This is a genomic window from Alteromonas sp. WD8-37 (assembly GCF_055326825.1).
This window is the reverse complement of record NZ_JBUZOV010000008.1, coordinates 96,656-111,751: the sequence shown is the minus strand read 5'-3', so window position 1 is coordinate 111,751 and position 15,096 is coordinate 96,656. Positions and strand designations below refer to the sequence as shown.

Annotated in this window: 13 protein-coding genes; 1 reads left to right on the top strand and 12 read right to left on the bottom strand. The window is 45.9% G+C overall.

The features are described 5' to 3' along the window. Positions 1 to 536 precede the first annotated feature (536 nt). Positions 537 to 1,250, top strand: coding sequence for a hypothetical protein (locus ACTUJZ_RS14795; RefSeq protein ID WP_463637110.1), 714 nt, complete (start codon positions 537 to 539; stop codon positions 1,248 to 1,250). Positions 1,251 to 1,299: 49 nt separating this feature from the next. On the opposite strand, the gene ACTUJZ_RS14790 is transcribed toward ACTUJZ_RS14795, so the two are convergent. The 12 genes from ACTUJZ_RS14790 to ACTUJZ_RS14735 all read right to left on the bottom strand — a co-directional run bounded on the left by ACTUJZ_RS14790 (position 1,300) and on the right by ACTUJZ_RS14735 (position 15,021). Continuing rightward, positions 1,300 to 1,887 carry a YkgJ family cysteine cluster protein gene (locus ACTUJZ_RS14790; RefSeq protein WP_463637109.1) on the bottom strand — a complete coding sequence of 196 codons (588 nt, stop codon included), beginning with the start codon at positions 1,885 to 1,887 and terminating at the stop codon, positions 1,300 to 1,302. Positions 1,888 to 2,098: 211 nt separating this feature from the next. After that, positions 2,099 to 3,820, bottom strand: coding sequence for a glycosyltransferase family 2 protein (locus ACTUJZ_RS14785; protein ID WP_463637108.1), 1,722 nt, complete (start codon positions 3,818 to 3,820; stop codon positions 2,099 to 2,101). A 76-nt stretch (positions 3,821 to 3,896) separates the two neighbouring features. Continuing rightward, on the bottom strand, positions 3,897 to 4,979 hold the full coding sequence (gene rfbB / locus ACTUJZ_RS14780; RefSeq protein ID WP_463637107.1) for a dTDP-glucose 4,6-dehydratase: 1,083 nt from the start codon (positions 4,977 to 4,979) through the stop codon (positions 3,897 to 3,899). 1 nt (position 4,980) lies between these two features. Next, entirely contained in the window at positions 4,981 to 5,850 is an 870-nt protein-coding gene (gene rfbD / locus ACTUJZ_RS14775) for a dTDP-4-dehydrorhamnose reductase (RefSeq protein ID WP_463637106.1), read from the bottom strand. A gap of 9 nt (positions 5,851 to 5,859) precedes the next feature. After that, positions 5,860 to 6,405: a dTDP-4-dehydrorhamnose 3,5-epimerase gene (rfbC, locus tag ACTUJZ_RS14770; RefSeq protein ID WP_463637105.1), complete on the bottom strand. Its 546-nt coding sequence runs from the start codon at positions 6,403 to 6,405 to the stop codon at positions 5,860 to 5,862. A gap of 24 nt (positions 6,406 to 6,429) precedes the next feature. After that, positions 6,430 to 7,308: a glucose-1-phosphate thymidylyltransferase RfbA gene (gene rfbA, locus ACTUJZ_RS14765; protein WP_463637104.1), complete on the bottom strand. Its 879-nt coding sequence runs from the start codon at positions 7,306 to 7,308 to the stop codon at positions 6,430 to 6,432. 190 nt (positions 7,309 to 7,498) lie between these two features. Continuing rightward, positions 7,499 to 8,548, bottom strand: a complete 1,050-nt coding sequence (locus ACTUJZ_RS14760; protein ID WP_463637103.1) for a hypothetical protein — start codon at positions 8,546 to 8,548, stop codon at positions 7,499 to 7,501. An 18-nt stretch (positions 8,549 to 8,566) separates the two neighbouring features. Continuing rightward, positions 8,567 to 9,868 carry a discoidin domain-containing protein gene (locus ACTUJZ_RS14755; protein WP_463637102.1) on the bottom strand — a complete coding sequence of 434 codons (1,302 nt, stop codon included), beginning with the start codon at positions 9,866 to 9,868 and terminating at the stop codon, positions 8,567 to 8,569. 3 nt (positions 9,869 to 9,871) lie between these two features. After that, complete coding sequence (locus ACTUJZ_RS14750) at positions 9,872 to 11,815, bottom strand: LicD family protein (RefSeq protein ID WP_463637101.1); 1,944 nt, start codon at positions 11,813 to 11,815, stop codon at positions 9,872 to 9,874. A gap of 62 nt (positions 11,816 to 11,877) precedes the next feature. Beyond that, a complete protein-coding gene (locus ACTUJZ_RS14745; RefSeq protein ID WP_463637100.1) occupies positions 11,878 to 13,104 on the bottom strand; it encodes a glycosyltransferase family 4 protein in 1,227 nt (408 codons plus the stop codon). Then, complete coding sequence (locus ACTUJZ_RS14740; RefSeq protein WP_463637099.1) at positions 13,097 to 14,563, bottom strand: glycosyltransferase family 2 protein; 1,467 nt, start codon at positions 14,561 to 14,563, stop codon at positions 13,097 to 13,099. The genes ACTUJZ_RS14745 and ACTUJZ_RS14740 overlap by 8 nt, the downstream gene beginning before the upstream one ends. 2 nt (positions 14,564 to 14,565) lie before the next feature. Beyond that, entirely contained in the window at positions 14,566 to 15,021 is a 456-nt protein-coding gene (locus ACTUJZ_RS14735; protein ID WP_463637098.1) for an adenylyltransferase/cytidyltransferase family protein, read from the bottom strand. Positions 15,022 to 15,096: the final 75 nt, after the last annotated feature.

Genomic DNA, 15,096 nt, shown 5'->3' with positions numbered 1-15,096 from the left:
ATTAAAAATCGAATATATCTATGAATCGTCGGTTGACACTCTTAACGAGTGCCCACACAGATTGTCTTGTTATACATTGTTAAAGAACAGTGCGACTGACCAACTGGCCTTGCCGCTTGCTTCGTTTACTCCCCGAAGCGGGATGCGCATTCTACGCGATTCGGCTTTCGTGTCAACAACTTTTTTCAAACTAATTTGAAAGGCTGTTTTGAAAACCGCTTACTCAGGTCGCTATCGCTGTTGGAGCAAGCCCTTCAAGGTTGTTGCCGTTTGGCCTGTCCCGTCGAAGTGGTGCGCATTCTAGCGATAAATAAGGGAACGTCAACAGATATAAGTAATAAAATTGCAAAAAAGCAATCTTCGGGTTAGTTTGTAATCAGATCTGCCAAAAAAGCATCAATTTGAACTTTTTGGTAATGGTCTCGTTCTATAATAATAGTAACCTAAACAAAAATTCATGTTCTACGGGCAAGAGGTTCAGGTTTATGCGTACGCTGAGTTTTATCACAATGCTGGCACTTTCTAGCAGTTCGGTTATGGCAACTGAATTCGTCAAACCTGATCCAACTGTGCTTGATCCTTACCAGGTAAAGTTTTTAAAACGCCAGGTGGACCAAAATATGTCAGTCGGCCGGGCCATTCGCTCCATCGCCAGTCATTATCCGCAGGATGTGGTCTCCATAGTGGATGTCGCGTTGGAAACCTATCCGGATAAATACCGCGAAATTATCTACGCCGCCATCTCGGCGCAGCCTGCTTCGACTCAGGAAATTGTGGCACTGGCAATCAAAAAAGATGTTAGTTCGTGCCCGGCTATAGTGAAGCTGGCGATAAAAGCTGAACCCAGCTATGTCGACTTTGTGGTTCAGGCCGCAGCCAATGCAACCCCCGATGAGCTGGATGAAATTGTGCGGGTTGCGGTAATGACCGAACCAAATTCTGCTGATGCAATTGTTCAAACTCTCTCGCGCGAACATCCCAATAAGCTGGTCGAGATTATGACTACAGCGTTGGAGACCGTACCTTATGTCGGCGAGTACGTGGTGGATTCCTTACTGGCGATTTTTCCTTCCCAAGCGGAAGATGTGGTTAGCACAGCCATCGAAAAAACCTCCGCGCAGCGTGAACAGGTCTTACGCATATTAGAAACAGCGCAGGATGCCGGTGTGGACGACATGAAAATCCGTGAATATGGTTTACAAGCCGGGTTCTCTGATGAAGAACTAGCTGGCGTATTAAACGATAAATAAGTACCGATATGCACCTTACTACTAAGGTGCATAATCATCCCTCACATTATTACGCCGCGATAATCGGCGCGCCAATATCATTATCCTCTTCATTGTAATAATACGCTTGCGTCAGCACATGCTGCAGCGCCTTCGCGACAGCCTGGTTTATCGGTAAGCGCTCACTGCCTAGTTGATAATCTAATTGGCTCAATCGCGACTGCCCTTCGGCCAACATCGGTGGGCGATGTTGGCTTGCTAGTATTACTGCTTCGGCATAGCGCTGTGGCATGGCAGATTTTAGCTGCCCACAGACCGATAAAGTCGCCGCACCATTTTTGGTGGTATACCCACCTACGCCAAACATCCGGCAGACACCAGGCCGGAACGGGTAAACTGTGCAGCGACCCCGATTCCCGTCCAGAGAAAAACGCTGGAAAAACTGGCAGGCAAAACCTGACTCCTTAGGAAGGCTTTCTACCACTTCTTCTGCCCTCCCCTGATCAAATAGATGCAATGCCAGGGGCAGCATCTCTAAGACCGTGACTTCAATATCGGGTTTATTACAGCACGCACCACATTGCGGTGGGCAAGGTAACTGCCGGTCTTGTTGGTACTTTGAATATTCAGCTGAAAGCGCATCAAAAACAGCCAGCACCTGGCCTGATAACTCACGCAACCTTTGCATGATGTCTCCACAAAAGCATGACTAAACGAAAAAGCTATCTTCTTATCTGCCGGAAGGGGCGCCAGGAACATGCGCAGGCAGAAATTGAATCGCGCGTATTATTGAGATTTTTTGTCGTCTGGCAAGTGTTTAATGCCTGACCAGGAAAAATAAAAAGCCACCTGGGAATGGTGGCTTGAGTTTAGTATTCGTCTTTGCCCTTTATGGCAAAATTCTCGCGCCGTAGAGTAAGGTTTGGGTTATAAGCCGGATCATGACTGATATATTTTTGCCAGGTTGTTTGCAGATATGTGAGTTCGCGATTAAAACGTGCTGCTTTTTCCTCGCTGACATCTAAGCCGCGAGATACTGACTCGTGGTGATATAGTTCCGCTTCGGCGCAGTACAAGTTGCGCACTCCGGTTTCTAATACGCGCAAACAAAAATCGACATCATTGAATGCCACATGCAAATCCTGCTCATTCAGCCCGCCTACTTTTTCGTATAGCGATTTTTTTATCAGCAAGCAGGCAGCGGTAACCGCGCTATAATTCTGGGTAGCCACCAACCGATTCATATACCCTGGGTGGTAGCGGGGAAAGTACTTATGTGCATGACCGGCACCGCCACCATACCCCATAACCACGCCCGCATGCTGAATACGGCCGTCGGTATACAATAACTTGGCTCCGACACAGCCAATATCGTGTCGCATTGCATGGCCAGCCATGTGCTCTAACCACTGCGGCGTGATAATTTCAATGTCATTATTGACCAGGCCGACCACTTGACCGCTAGCGTGTTTGACAGCAAAATTGTTGATGGCCGAATAATTAAAAGGATACGGGTATTTCAGTAAACGAATTTTAGGATGCTTGGCCAACTCATCAAAGTAAGCCAGACAGGCTGGATCATCAGAGTTGTTGTCCACCAAAAGAATTTCGTAATTTTGGTAGGTGGTCTTTTCCAGAATAGAGGTGACACATGCACGCACCAACTCCTGCCCATTGTAAGTAGGAATAATCAGCGACACCTTGGGTGAGTCCACCAAGGGCCATAAAGCCTGAACCGTATTTGTTTTGGCATTGACTACTGGAGCAGCCTGCGTTGCCAGTTTGTCAGCAATCGCTTGTAGCGGTGTAACCAACTTTGCAGCCGAGCTTCTTGCCAACACAGACACCGCAATATGCTGCGGCACAATTTTGCTTTCCAACGCGATTGCAGCAAACCATACCGCCAGATCATAATCACACGCTTCGAGCGAACATTGCGCTAATGTCTGTTGGGGACTGGGTAACCAGATAGCGGTATGAACGTATCCTGTAGATAACTGAAAATCCGGGTTCCAGTCGGGTAACAACTGCGCGTTTGCCGGCTTGCCTTTTTTGTCCAGATAATGCCAGTCAAAATAGCAGACAGCTGACTCTGAGGTGTAATGCTCACTGCTCAACACGCGGCACAGTGTGCTCATATCAATTTTGTCGCCTGCCTGCATAGCAAGTAGGGGAAATTCGGCAAGCTCGTACAAAGTTTCATACGACAACAGTTGCCATTGTGCATCGTCGTCGCTGGCCATTTTTTGCAGTACCTCAGGAGCGAGGAAAATGTTTGCCACCTGGTTTTGGTACGGCAATAACGTATCCAGGCTTTCGCGGACATCTTTTGTATTTGCCCCTGTGATCAAAACATTACATCGGATTGGCTCAGGGTTGACGTCAGCCAGCAAGCGCTGTTGTTGAGCGAGGCAATGTTTGTACATCGCTTGTAGCTTTTTGGCACTTGGGAATCCGTAAAACAAACCGGAGCGTTGTAAGGAGCGGCTATAAAACTCTGTCAGGCGAGGATTACGCTTTAGATTTTTTTTCACGGCCGGAGGCAATAAGCCTACCGCCCCTTTCACTGTTAGCATCGCCAGTTTTTTCATTTTCCCACTTTACTCCATACCACAAAAAAGCCGCCTTGCGGCGGCTGTGAATAATAGCACGATAAAACGGAAAGCTTTAGCTTCCGGTACCTAATCGTTCACCTTGGTAGCTGCCATCCTGCACTGCTTTCCACCAGGCTTCATTGGCAAGATACCATTCAATGGTTTTGCGGATCCCAGATTCAAATGTTTCCTGTGGTGTCCAACCCAGTTCACGCTCAATTTTCGACGCATCGATAGCGTAGCGCATATCATGACCGGGGCGATCCTGCACGAAAGTGATTTGCTCTGCATAGCGACTGTCTTTTGGCTTGATCTCATCCAACAGCTCACAAATGGTTTCTACCACTTCCAGATTTTGTTTTTCGTTGTGTCCGCCGATGTTATAGGTTTCGCCAATTTCACCACGTAATGCTACCAGCACCAGCGCACGCGCATGATCTTCCACATACAGCCAGTCACGGATCTGATTGCCTTTGCCATACACAGGCAGCGGCTTACCGGCCAGGGCATTAAGAATGACCAGCGGAATCAATTTCTCAGGAAAATGGTAGGGCCCGTAGTTGTTAGAACAGTTAGTAACCAGCGTAGGCAGACCGTAGGTGCGCAGCCAGGCCCGGACCAGTTGATCTGATGATGCTTTAGATGCCGAATAAGGCGAACTGGGCGCATAAGGTGTGGTCTCGGTAAACATGGGCAACTCGGTACCCGGTTCTACCTCATCCGGATGAGGCAGATCCCCATACACTTCATCAGTAGAGATATGGTGGAACTTGAAGCCCTCGCGCTTTTCGCCTTGCAAAGACGACCAGTACGCCCGCGCCTGCTCCAACAACGTATAGGTGCCTACCACATTGGTTTGGATAAACTCACCGGGGCCATCGATAGAACGGTCCACATGCGATTCGGCCGCCAGGTGCATTACGATATCAGGCTGATGCTCGTTAAAGACTGCACGCAATGCATCGGCATCGCAAATATCTACCTGTTCAAATGAGTAGCGTTGATCATCACTGACCGGCTCTAGTGATTCCAGGTTTCCGGCGTAAGTCAGCTTATCAAGGTTTATCACCCTATGCTCGGTATCCCGAATGATGTGGCGGACGACTGCCGAGCCGATGAAACCGGCACCGCCGGTGACTAATATTGTTTTTTGCATCTTAATTCTCTGATTCAACAAGCTGGTCCATCATACTGGCTAACTGTGCGCGCCAATGTGCTGGCTGCAATTCGGCAAACGCTTCACGCGTCGTCGTTTTATCCAGCACGCTGTAGTGCGGGCGCTTGGCCGGTGTGGGGTAATGCGACGACGGGATCGGCAGAATAGGAATTGCCTGAGATAATAATCCCTTATCGATAGCAAGGTCCTGAATGGCTTGGGCAAAATCGTACCAACTGGCTACGCCCTCATCTGTCCAATGATATACACCTTTGACCTGTTGCTGCACCGCAAAGTAACAGGCTTGTGCCAGTCCCCTGGCCCAGGTGGGGGTACCAATCTGATCATCAATCACCCCAAGCTGCGGCTTACTGGCCATCAGCTTAAGCATGGTTTTTACAAAATTATTGCCGTGGCTGGAATACACCCACGCGGTGCGTAACAAGCAGGACTGGTCAGGTAATAACTCTAATAATGCCTGTTCTCCCTGCGCCTTCGACTTACCATAGACGCCCTGCGGTTCAATGGTATCGTCTGGCGTGTAAGGCACACCTTTATGGCCGTTGAACACATAATCTGTAGACACATGAACCAGAAACACTTGCTGGGCTTTACAATAGGTAGCCAGATTTTGCACACCGGTTGCATTTACAGCAAATGCGGCATCCGGCTCGCTTTCGGCCTTATCCACTGCTGTGTATGCCGCGGCATTAATGATCGCATCCGGGTGATAGGGTTGCAGTGTGTCAGCCAGCGCGTCTGCCTGAGTGATGTCTATATCATCGCGGCCCAGAAACACTGCGGAAGCAGGTAATAGATGCTGCAACTCAGTGGCGAGCTGGCCAGATTTTCCAATAACAACAATCTTCATCGGACAGCCTTAAAATGTTGGAGCATTTTCAAAACTAACACCGTCCACATCTTTGGCTGATAGCGACGGTGCCTCACCGTTGACCAGCGGCCATGGGATATCCAGGGTTGGGTCGTCATAGCGTACTGAAACTTCTGATTGCGGGTGATAATAATCCGTGCATTTATACACAAATTCAGCCGATTCGCTGGTTACATAAAAACCGTGGGCAAAGCCAGCTGGTACCCATAACTGACGATGATTGGTAGCTGATAGCAACACACCTACCCATTTGCCATAGGTCGGTGATGCTTTACGCATATCAACAGCAACATCGTACACTTCGCCGCTCACCACGCGCACCAGTTTGCCTTGCGTTTGTTCCAGCTGATAATGCAGCCCGCGCAAGATCCCCTGGCGCGATTTAGAATGGTTATCCTGAACAAACTCAACATCGGCGCAGTGTTCTTTGAACCAGTCGGTGCGAAAGGTTTCAAGAAAAAAACCACGTTCGTCGCCAAACACTTTAGGTTCGATAATTTTGACATCAGGGATGTGGGTGGTAACTACCTGCATACTTCTCTCTGAATTCTGATTAGTTTACTTCACGCGGTCGTGGATGACTTTAAGTAGATAATCGCCATAGCCACTTTTCTTTAATGGCGCGGCTAACTCTTCAAGTTGCTGGGCGTTGATATAGCCCATCCGAAATGCTACTTCTTCCGGGCAGCATACTTTCAGACCCTGGCGCTTTTCTATGGCGGCGACAAAATTGGCTGCATCCAGCAAGCTATCTAAAGTACCAGTATCCAGCCAGGCCGATCCGCGGCCCATCAGCTCCACTTTTAACGACCCATCCTGCAGATACAAGTTGTTCAAATCGGTGATTTCTAGCTCGCCACGCGCAGAAGGTTTTACTTCTTTGGCAAAATCCACCACGCGGTTGTCGTAATAGTACAACCCTGTCACCGCGTAATTGGATTTCGGCTTGGCTGGCTTTTCTTCGATAGACAATGCATTCCAGTCATTATCAAAATCCACAACACCATACCGCTCAGGGTCGTTAACATGGTAACCAAACACGGTAGCACCGTGTTCTTGGCGGAAGGCATTTTGCAGCGACAGTTTTAAATCGTGGCCGTAGTAAATGTTATCACCCAACACCAGCGTACAACTGTCGTTACCAATAAACTCTTCGCCAATAAGAAAGGCCTGTGCCAAACCATCCGGGCTTTTTTGCACGGCATACTGGATGTTTAGACCTAATGATGCGCCATCGCCGATAAGCTCGACAAACCGGCCCTGCTCTTCTGGTGTGGTGATAATCAAAATATCACGAATACCCGACATCATCAGAGTGGTTAGCGGGTAAAAGATCATAGGTTTGTCGTACACCGGCATTAACTGTTTGCTGACTACTTTGGTTAACGGATGTAGACGGGTGCCGGATCCGCCGGCCAAAATTATTCCTTTTCTCATATTGCTACTTGCCCTGATTACTTACTTGGATGAGCCAAAAATACTTCAATTTGCACTCTGGATCTTGAAAAATGCGCTAAGGATAGCAAAAAAATGGCAGAGTGTCGTTTGAACAAATAATTGGCCATATAAGGCTGGTAGACATGGCGACCCGGTCAAAACATAAAGTGCCTTAGCATGCATCGATACTTTAACGAAAGAAACCAATCGAACTAAGAAGTTTATCGTACCTGGTAAGAGCGCTGCGAAAAGCGGCTAAATCTGAAACCTCCCTCTCCTGCTCACTCATTATCTTGCATAATTTGCAATAAAACGTTTTTTGATAATTGCGAAGGTACTCACCCCAGTTTTTCAAAAATTCAGAGGTTAGTGCCTGTTTTCGATACTCCAGTAGCTGCTGATTGGCTATCTCATCTACTAAAACTGAAGCATTATCAATTCTATAGCTTTTATCAAATCTGGTCACTGCCTGGATTGCTTGTTTGGTGTATCGTTGACTGAGCTCTGGAGGTAATAAGCTATATTCAGTCGTACCAGTTTGTTCCGCCTGCAAGATCTCATCAATCTCAGACTGAAGAGCACTTAAATCAAATTGATTCAACCACCGTTTAAATTCAAGGCACTCAAAAGTGTAAGAAGGATTGATATTAAATGACGCGACTCTGCGTTTAAGATTGAGACAACCCACAAAGTCTTGAACCACATTGAAGGATGGTGACTCGAGGTAAGCTCGAGCATTAATTTTGCTTACAGGCTGGCCGCTTAGCAGATCGGCTAGCTTATCTAATGTAGTGGTGTGCAGATTACGACCAAAGGTAAGCGGTTTAGTTTGGCCGTGACGTTTAACCGTTTGATTGTAAGCAGATTCAAACTGGGCCAGTGGCGAACGAATATAGGCAATAACCTCAATCTGCTCAGAGAAACCAACAAAGCGAGAGATAATTGCAGCACCGTGATACAAAAAGTATTCAGAACTTAACAGTAAGGTATGGCAATTTGAGTCCGCAAAATTTTGTTGAACCCGATTCAGCCCACCCTGATCAACAGTTTTTTTCCCCTCAATGTTGAGCTGGATTAGCTGCTCCGCATGGCCAGAGCTGATATGGTTGGAGGCAAGCGCATGGGGTGGGTAGTATATTCCCTGCTGTGCAAGCCACGGTTGATTTTCCGTACACCATTTTTGGATAGCAGAAGTACCCGTTTTAGGCGGCCCTACGTGTAAAATAAGCTTTTTGTTCATGCGGACAATACTTTAAATCTAGAAATACAAAAACTTGAACTGTTGTTTTGCTTTAGACCAGTCGAATGTCCACAGAGGATCAGGATACCGCCAATTAGGGCCATAGTTTAATTGCAGTAAAGGTTCAGGATTTGCGGGTAGCTTTAAGTTGTGCCCATGAAAACTCGTATCCTGCAGGGGAAGCACATCGGTTTTACTGACCGAGCCAATTGGGTTCATGAAGCATTCATCTTGTTGCACATAGCCGGTAAATAAATCAATAGCCTGCCCCCCTGGGGTTGTACACCAATAGTGGGCGATACCAGAGGGAGCCACCCTGCACCCCTCTTCTCTTAACGCACGAGCCAATGCCTCACGCTCCTCCAAAATTCCCTGCTCTGTTGTTTCGTTGCTTATATAACAAATATCCACGTCATCATCGTGTGGTATGAGCTTGCCATCACGCACCACGCCCAGCAGAGTTCCTGACGATATAAATGCTGCAATACCCAACTTATTGTTAAATACTGACAACAACCAACTAAGCTCTTTTATCACTTTATCTTTAGCTGCATCACTGCGCATATTGAATGTTTGGCTTAAGCCATGAGGGCCCAGGGCCAGCTCTTTCGGCGCAAGCAGTTCGTTAACCTCCTGCTGAAATGCCAGTGCTGCACTGACATCGCCTGACTTTTTCAGCTTGTTGATATAAGCCGTGGCAGGCTCCGCATCAAGTACAGCCACGTGTAGCAATGCATTTACGCGTTCAGTCAGCCTTCTGCTATCAAAGGTTTTAAGGGATTTCCAGTTATCGTGAACCAGGGCCCAGTCACGTAAGTTCTGAGAACACTCAATACGCAAGCTCAAAGCTCGGGTATAAAACTGGTCCTCTCTATTGTATACAACGACTTTATCTAGATTGCGGATAGTACCCAAATCGATAACCAACCACGGATTCTTTTCACGCTTGGTATGAAAACCACTTCCACCACTTTTTTTCCCGATCAGTGCGCCTTCGCCGTTGTATTTGCTATCATCGTTGTAGCAAGAACTGATAATGGTTTTTTTATTTGGCGCGATATTGCGCCCATCTTTGTTAAAAATTTCAATCGTATCAAGATGAAAAGACGAAGTGACCTGCAAGCTCAAGCGAACAAACCGTGCTTTGCGGCCAATTTTTTCTACTACAAGCGGCTGATTAGATTTTGCACCTTTAAATTCGTGAATGGGGTTTGCATCTAACCACGTTACTATGTCCTGAATAGTTGCCGTCGGCTGTGATTTTGCCGGAAACAAGGTACGACGAATTTTTCCTGTTGCGCGTCTTACAAAAGAATGCATAAATTACAACTCATACGTTGGATCTGGGGTTACCCAGCCTTGACCATAGCGGTCTTTTAGAAAGCCTTCTATATTGCCAGGCGCATTAAAGGTGTAACCTTTGAATTTGAGTTCTGATAAAGGTTCCAGTAACTTCCGATCTACCTCTCTAACTTCGTATCCTTGCATGTGCGTCCAGACCTGATCAGCTTTACCTGGCACTCGGTAAATAAAAAACAAATCCATATCAAAATCTTCAAAATAACAATGCAAGTTTAGGCTTTTCGGAGTTGGTGGGCGGCATTGTAGGCCATTTTCAACGAATGTTTTAGCCCATTCTTCAGTGGCCTGCCGATAGGTGCTACCTTCGGGCAGATCCACTATTACCGCTAAATCTATATCATCATCATGTGGCAAGAAGTCACCATCGCGATAAATGCCCAGCAGCGTTCCGTAGCAAGGGAATGCGTCAAGCGAATATTCTGTTTTCAGGAAGTCAGCAAACGCTGCCATTCGGTTGGCCAGAAATGCCGAATCTATTTCACTAAATGGTATTGTCAGCCCATGGCGGGTGTAGGTTACCGCAGGGATGTAAGTAGCGCTATGCGCGCCTTCTTTTACTCCCTCGTAAAAGTCGGGAAGCAAATTTCGGTTTGATTTCAACAGGGGTTTTGCAGTTCGTGCCTGACTCATCCGGTATGTTGCCAAAAGATGTGCCAAGTGACGAGTGAAGCTAGCAGACCAGGTAGTTCCGATAAGCCATTCGTGCAAAGTGATGAGGCCGACACGGGCTTGTAAGTTATCTAAAGTTGTTTCAGCGATATGCCATTGGCCCATAGCATCCTGGTATTCAACGAGCCGCTGTACAAACACATCTTTGCTATAAAAATCATCACAATAAATTTTGACGACTGACGAGGAAGACGTTTCAAGTAACGGCAAACTAAAGCAATGGGCATGTTGCAGCGTCCATATATTAGATTTTAACTCGATTAAAGACTCTGTAGGCCTCACAGTCTGTTCGTTTAAGCACGATATTTGCCCCTTTACAGACACTTTCAGCTGAACTGCTCGTTTTAACTTACGCCTAAATCCAGTTATACGAAGCGCTTTTGTTTGAGCCGGAACAGTGATTTCTAACGCTGACTCTAATGAGTCAGGCAGATCGGGCGTAGGTTGACGAGCGGCGAAATGAGCTTTTTCTATTAAAGAAAGTAATTCCTCTTTATCCCGCTTATAATCAATTTGCGGGGCAAAAATAAAAGACTCAGCTGCTTTTTTTAGCGCCAAACCATCAGTGCAGCCAGACAAGTGGGCTACATAATTCAGAGTACTTTCCAATAAAGGCGCGGCGTGATTTTGAAACTGCTCCCAGGCTAATTGTGATGAAGCCCGAGAAAACTGCTTTACTTTTTTGTTCTGTGAATTGAACACTGTGATAAGCAAATTGCGCTCTCGTTTACCGTGGATATCTTTTCGGTTATACAATTCAATGTAAGCAAGTTCGACAGGCTCGGCGAAGGTTACCTCCCACCAAGGTTTGATTTCTCGTTTCGAATGTACAGATACGGTATTACCTTCTGAGCCCTGCATCGCGGCCGCCGGATCAGGAAGTACCTCTGCAACAGAACTCATTGCACATTGGTAATCGCCAGTATATTTCGCAAAACTACCATCTTGCTGCTTTACCCAGAAGGAAATGTAGTTAAAGTTGATGACTTCAGGCTTTTCGTCAATCAGAGAAAGACGTATACGTGACACCGTTGCGTTAACGAAGAAGCGATAAGGTGCTACGTTACGAAAATAACCGTAAACAAAGCCAGGTAGGCGTTGAATAATACGTTTACCAGAAGCAAACCGGGTATCTTCTACCTTAGTGCTTAATTCTGTGCTGGCAACACTTACCTCTTTTTTTAACGACATAGCATGCCGCTTCATCTTCTTCACTATTCGCCGTGCGATTCCCACTTATCGTCCTCCTTAATTAGGAGGACGAATGCTACCTGATTGTCATCAAAATGTCACAATGCTTATTGTTGGGAATATAATTTCAAATGCTGTGCTACGCATTCAGATATAGACACAGTCGGAATGATATTTTCAGAGCATTGCCTGGATATATCTGTTTTTAGGCAATGCTCTATGGTATCAGCCAAATCGGTTGCGCTTCCTACCCGAAACTGCAACCCATTCACCTGATGCTGCACCTTTTCCCTCATGCCACCGATGTTACTGACTATCAAAGGAACACCTGCATTAAAAGCTTCCTGTATAACCATGGGAGAGTTTTCCCACCATACAGAAGGCACGATGGCCCAATCGGCACCGGCCAATAAATCTGGCATTTCATGGCTCTCATACGCGCCATGAAAGCTGACCAAATGACGTACTTTTTTAAGCAGCTTTTTCACTTGCTTCTGATAGGAAGAATCCTGCTTATCTAAATTAGCACCGTAAATATCAACTGAAATCTGCTTCGCAACGCTATCTGGCAAAAGGTCTAATGCTTTTAACAACACATCGATACCTTTATACGGATTGATCTGACCAAAAAAAGCAAGATGCTTTCGCCCAGAACTTTGCTTAGTACTTTCTACTTTCGGCGTTTCAGGTTGCCCGTTCTCGATAACTGATATCTGATTGTCATGCAGTCCCCACTCTACATACCGCTGCTTGAGAAAATATGATGGTGACACGAAATGATCAACATTCTTAAACAGTGCTTTCAAGTACTTCTCTCGGAAGAAAAAATCCCCCGGCTGCTTTTCAGGAAAGCAGCCGTGACAGTCGCGCGGGCTCGCCTTGTAACAAAGCTTGCCATCAGTTTTCACCATCAACCCTTTGTTATGGCAAATCGCCAGGTACTCGTGGAGAGTTAAAACAACTTTTGCGTTAGGTAAGCTTTGTTTTATTTCCTGAAGAATCTCTATACCAAACAAAAAATAATGATGAAGATGAACAACGTCAGGCTGGATTAACTTTATAAGATCCCTAAATTCCTGCCAAATATGACGGGTTTTAAGATTTGAGAAGAGAAAGCCGTCATCCATTGTGGTATGAAATAGAATTTCACGGCTAGTATTGCGTGTAGAAAATGCGGCTCCACCATGGGGCGTTTGTGCAGTTCGAGCAAGGAAAAACACATCCTGTCCACTCCGCTCCATTTCCTGATACATGTTATACGCTGCGACTTCTGCTCCCCCTTTGTTAATTTCAGGGTGACCGTGAGACATTAAAAGAATTCGCTGATTATGCATGAGTTCCCGCCATTTTTTCTATCAGGCTGCGCCATTTAGTCATCTGATAAATACCATTTGTCAGCGTAAGTTTAAATTTCCACGTACCATTATCTACAAGATCCTGAGAAAGTCTTTCCAAATGATAAAGCTGCGTATTTGAGCAATAAATACGATAACCAGCATCAATCACTTTCAAACATAAATCCGAATCTTCAAAATCCCCGAGAACATACATAGGATCGAGACCATCGAGTTCGCGAAATAAACTGGTTTTCATCATCATACAGGCCCCAGTTACAATCTGAGCATCGTATACATCGTCAAGGCGAAGCAAATCAATCGGCATCCCTTTGTATGGATGATGATTCATATAGATTCCGGGATAATGGGAATCAGCACGAAATGACATTCCAGCATGCTGTACGGTTTCGTCTTCATAAATCAGCGTAGCACCTAAGATACCGCAGTCTTCGTTTTGCTTGAAGCGTGATAGCAATTCACCAAGCCAGCCATTTTCTTTTGGTAGAATATCAGAGTTAAGCAAAAGCAGATGGTCAGAGTTAGCGAACTCTGCACCCAAATTGTTGGCTCCGGCAAAGCCGCGATTCTGTTCTGATAACACCAGCTTAAACGGGAATTGAAATATTTCATGCACACCAAACGCGGTAATTTCAACTTCTCTGGCTAGCCGTGGGTCATCCAACACATATATTACCTCAGCATCTTGCATCTCTGGATCGTTCGAAAATGCGGCTATTTGATGCTGCATAAAATCATAACGGCCATATAAGGGGATAACGATACTGGCGACAGGCTGAGTTGGCACGACGCCAAAAACATGAAAAGAAGCATCACTAAATGAGCCGATACGTTCCCGCCAGATTTTGTGCACCTCTTTAAGTACATCCTTCTCAATGGCTTTAGCAAAATCTGCCTGCCCTGGATCGATCCCACTAACCAGATTTTTAATCTTTTGTACTTCTGGGTCCAATTTGACAACCGAAACAATACCCATATCGGAGGACTTGGCTAACTCAAAACCCTGAGCTCTTAAGAACTTTGTGCAAACAGACCTATCTTCAGGTATATGATGAAGCAACTCAGCCGGGCTTGATAATGGAGAAGGCTTTAGTTTACTTAACCTGCGCTGCTTGCCCATAAAGGTCAGGTTCACTGTTTCCCAGTCAATACCGGTGATATTGTCGAATACTGCCAAGAACCCAGAGCATTGCTGGCTACTGACACTAAATCGGTTTGTAACATCGCTGCGCGGAAAAAACTGAATGAGCGCTTGTTGCTGGTTTAAGTTTAAGGGATGACCGGTAACTGGCTGTGTTCGATGTAGTACCCAGCCGCTGATGACAGCCTTGTTGCCCTGAACAACCATAAAGTCTGCAGAGAGGATAAGGTCATCTGCAAGTCTTCGTTTCAAGCCTGGAAGATATCTGCTGATAAATTTTTTTAATAACGCCTTCATGTTCAGAGCTTACTCACCAATTCAGATAAATGAGAAGCTACATTCTTAACTTCATCAATTTTATCCTGGTCTATCTTACGCAAGACTGTTTTAAGTTCGGTGGTCGAAACATTTTGGGTGCGCGGTAAATATAAGACGTTTACGATATCCTCAAGGTCGTCAAACTTACCGGCCCAGTCATCACCGATAGCAAAAATATCAGCTTTTTCACGGATAATATCTTTACGCTTTTGCTCCCAGCTATCTTCCGGGAACACATCATGAACATATTGGCAAGCCATCAATATTTCGTAGCGATCAGCATATGGTATGATAACTTCCTTGCCCTTAACTTTATTAAACTCATCAGTTGATAGGCCTACGATAAGTTTGTTGCCGAGTTTGCTAAGTCGTCGAAGGAGCCTAACGTGTCCCACGTGAAACAAATCAAACGTTCCGTACGTTACTACGGTTACCATTTTTATCGCTACTCCTTTTCCTTAACATGTTAATAAATGAGCTTCTATGTTTTACCCGCATGTTGAAGCTAGCTT

What these genes read in the sequence shown, in the direction of transcription:
- ACTUJZ_RS14795 (WP_463637110.1), top strand. Translation starts at nt 537, where the DNA reads ATGGCAACTGAATTCGTCAAACCTGATCCAACTGTGCTTGATCCTTAC.
- ACTUJZ_RS14785 (WP_463637108.1), bottom strand. Translation starts at nt 3,820, where the DNA reads ATGAAAAAACTGGCGATGCTAACAGTGAAAGGGGCGGTAGGCTTATTG.
- rfbB (WP_463637107.1), bottom strand. Translation starts at nt 4,979, where the DNA reads ATGCAAAAAACAATATTAGTCACCGGCGGTGCCGGTTTCATCGGCTCG.
- rfbD (WP_463637106.1), bottom strand. Translation starts at nt 5,850, where the DNA reads ATGAAGATTGTTGTTATTGGAAAATCTGGCCAGCTCGCCACTGAGTTG.
- rfbC (WP_463637105.1), bottom strand. Translation starts at nt 6,405, where the DNA reads ATGCAGGTAGTTACCACCCACATCCCTGATGTCAAAATTATCGAACCT.
- rfbA (WP_463637104.1), bottom strand. Translation starts at nt 7,308, where the DNA reads ATGAGAAAAGGAATAATTTTGGCCGGCGGATCCGGCACCCGTCTACAT.
- ACTUJZ_RS14760 (WP_463637103.1), bottom strand. Translation starts at nt 8,548, where the DNA reads ATGAACAAAAAGCTTATTTTACACGTAGGGCCGCCTAAAACGGGTACT.
- ACTUJZ_RS14755 (WP_463637102.1), bottom strand. Translation starts at nt 9,868, where the DNA reads ATGCATTCTTTTGTAAGACGCGCAACAGGAAAAATTCGTCGTACCTTG.
- ACTUJZ_RS14745 (WP_463637100.1), bottom strand. Translation starts at nt 13,104, where the DNA reads ATGCATAATCAGCGAATTCTTTTAATGTCTCACGGTCACCCTGAAATT.
- ACTUJZ_RS14740 (WP_463637099.1), bottom strand. Translation starts at nt 14,563, where the DNA reads ATGAAGGCGTTATTAAAAAAATTTATCAGCAGATATCTTCCAGGCTTG.
- ACTUJZ_RS14735 (WP_463637098.1), bottom strand. Translation starts at nt 15,021, where the DNA reads ATGGTAACCGTAGTAACGTACGGAACGTTTGATTTGTTTCACGTGGGA.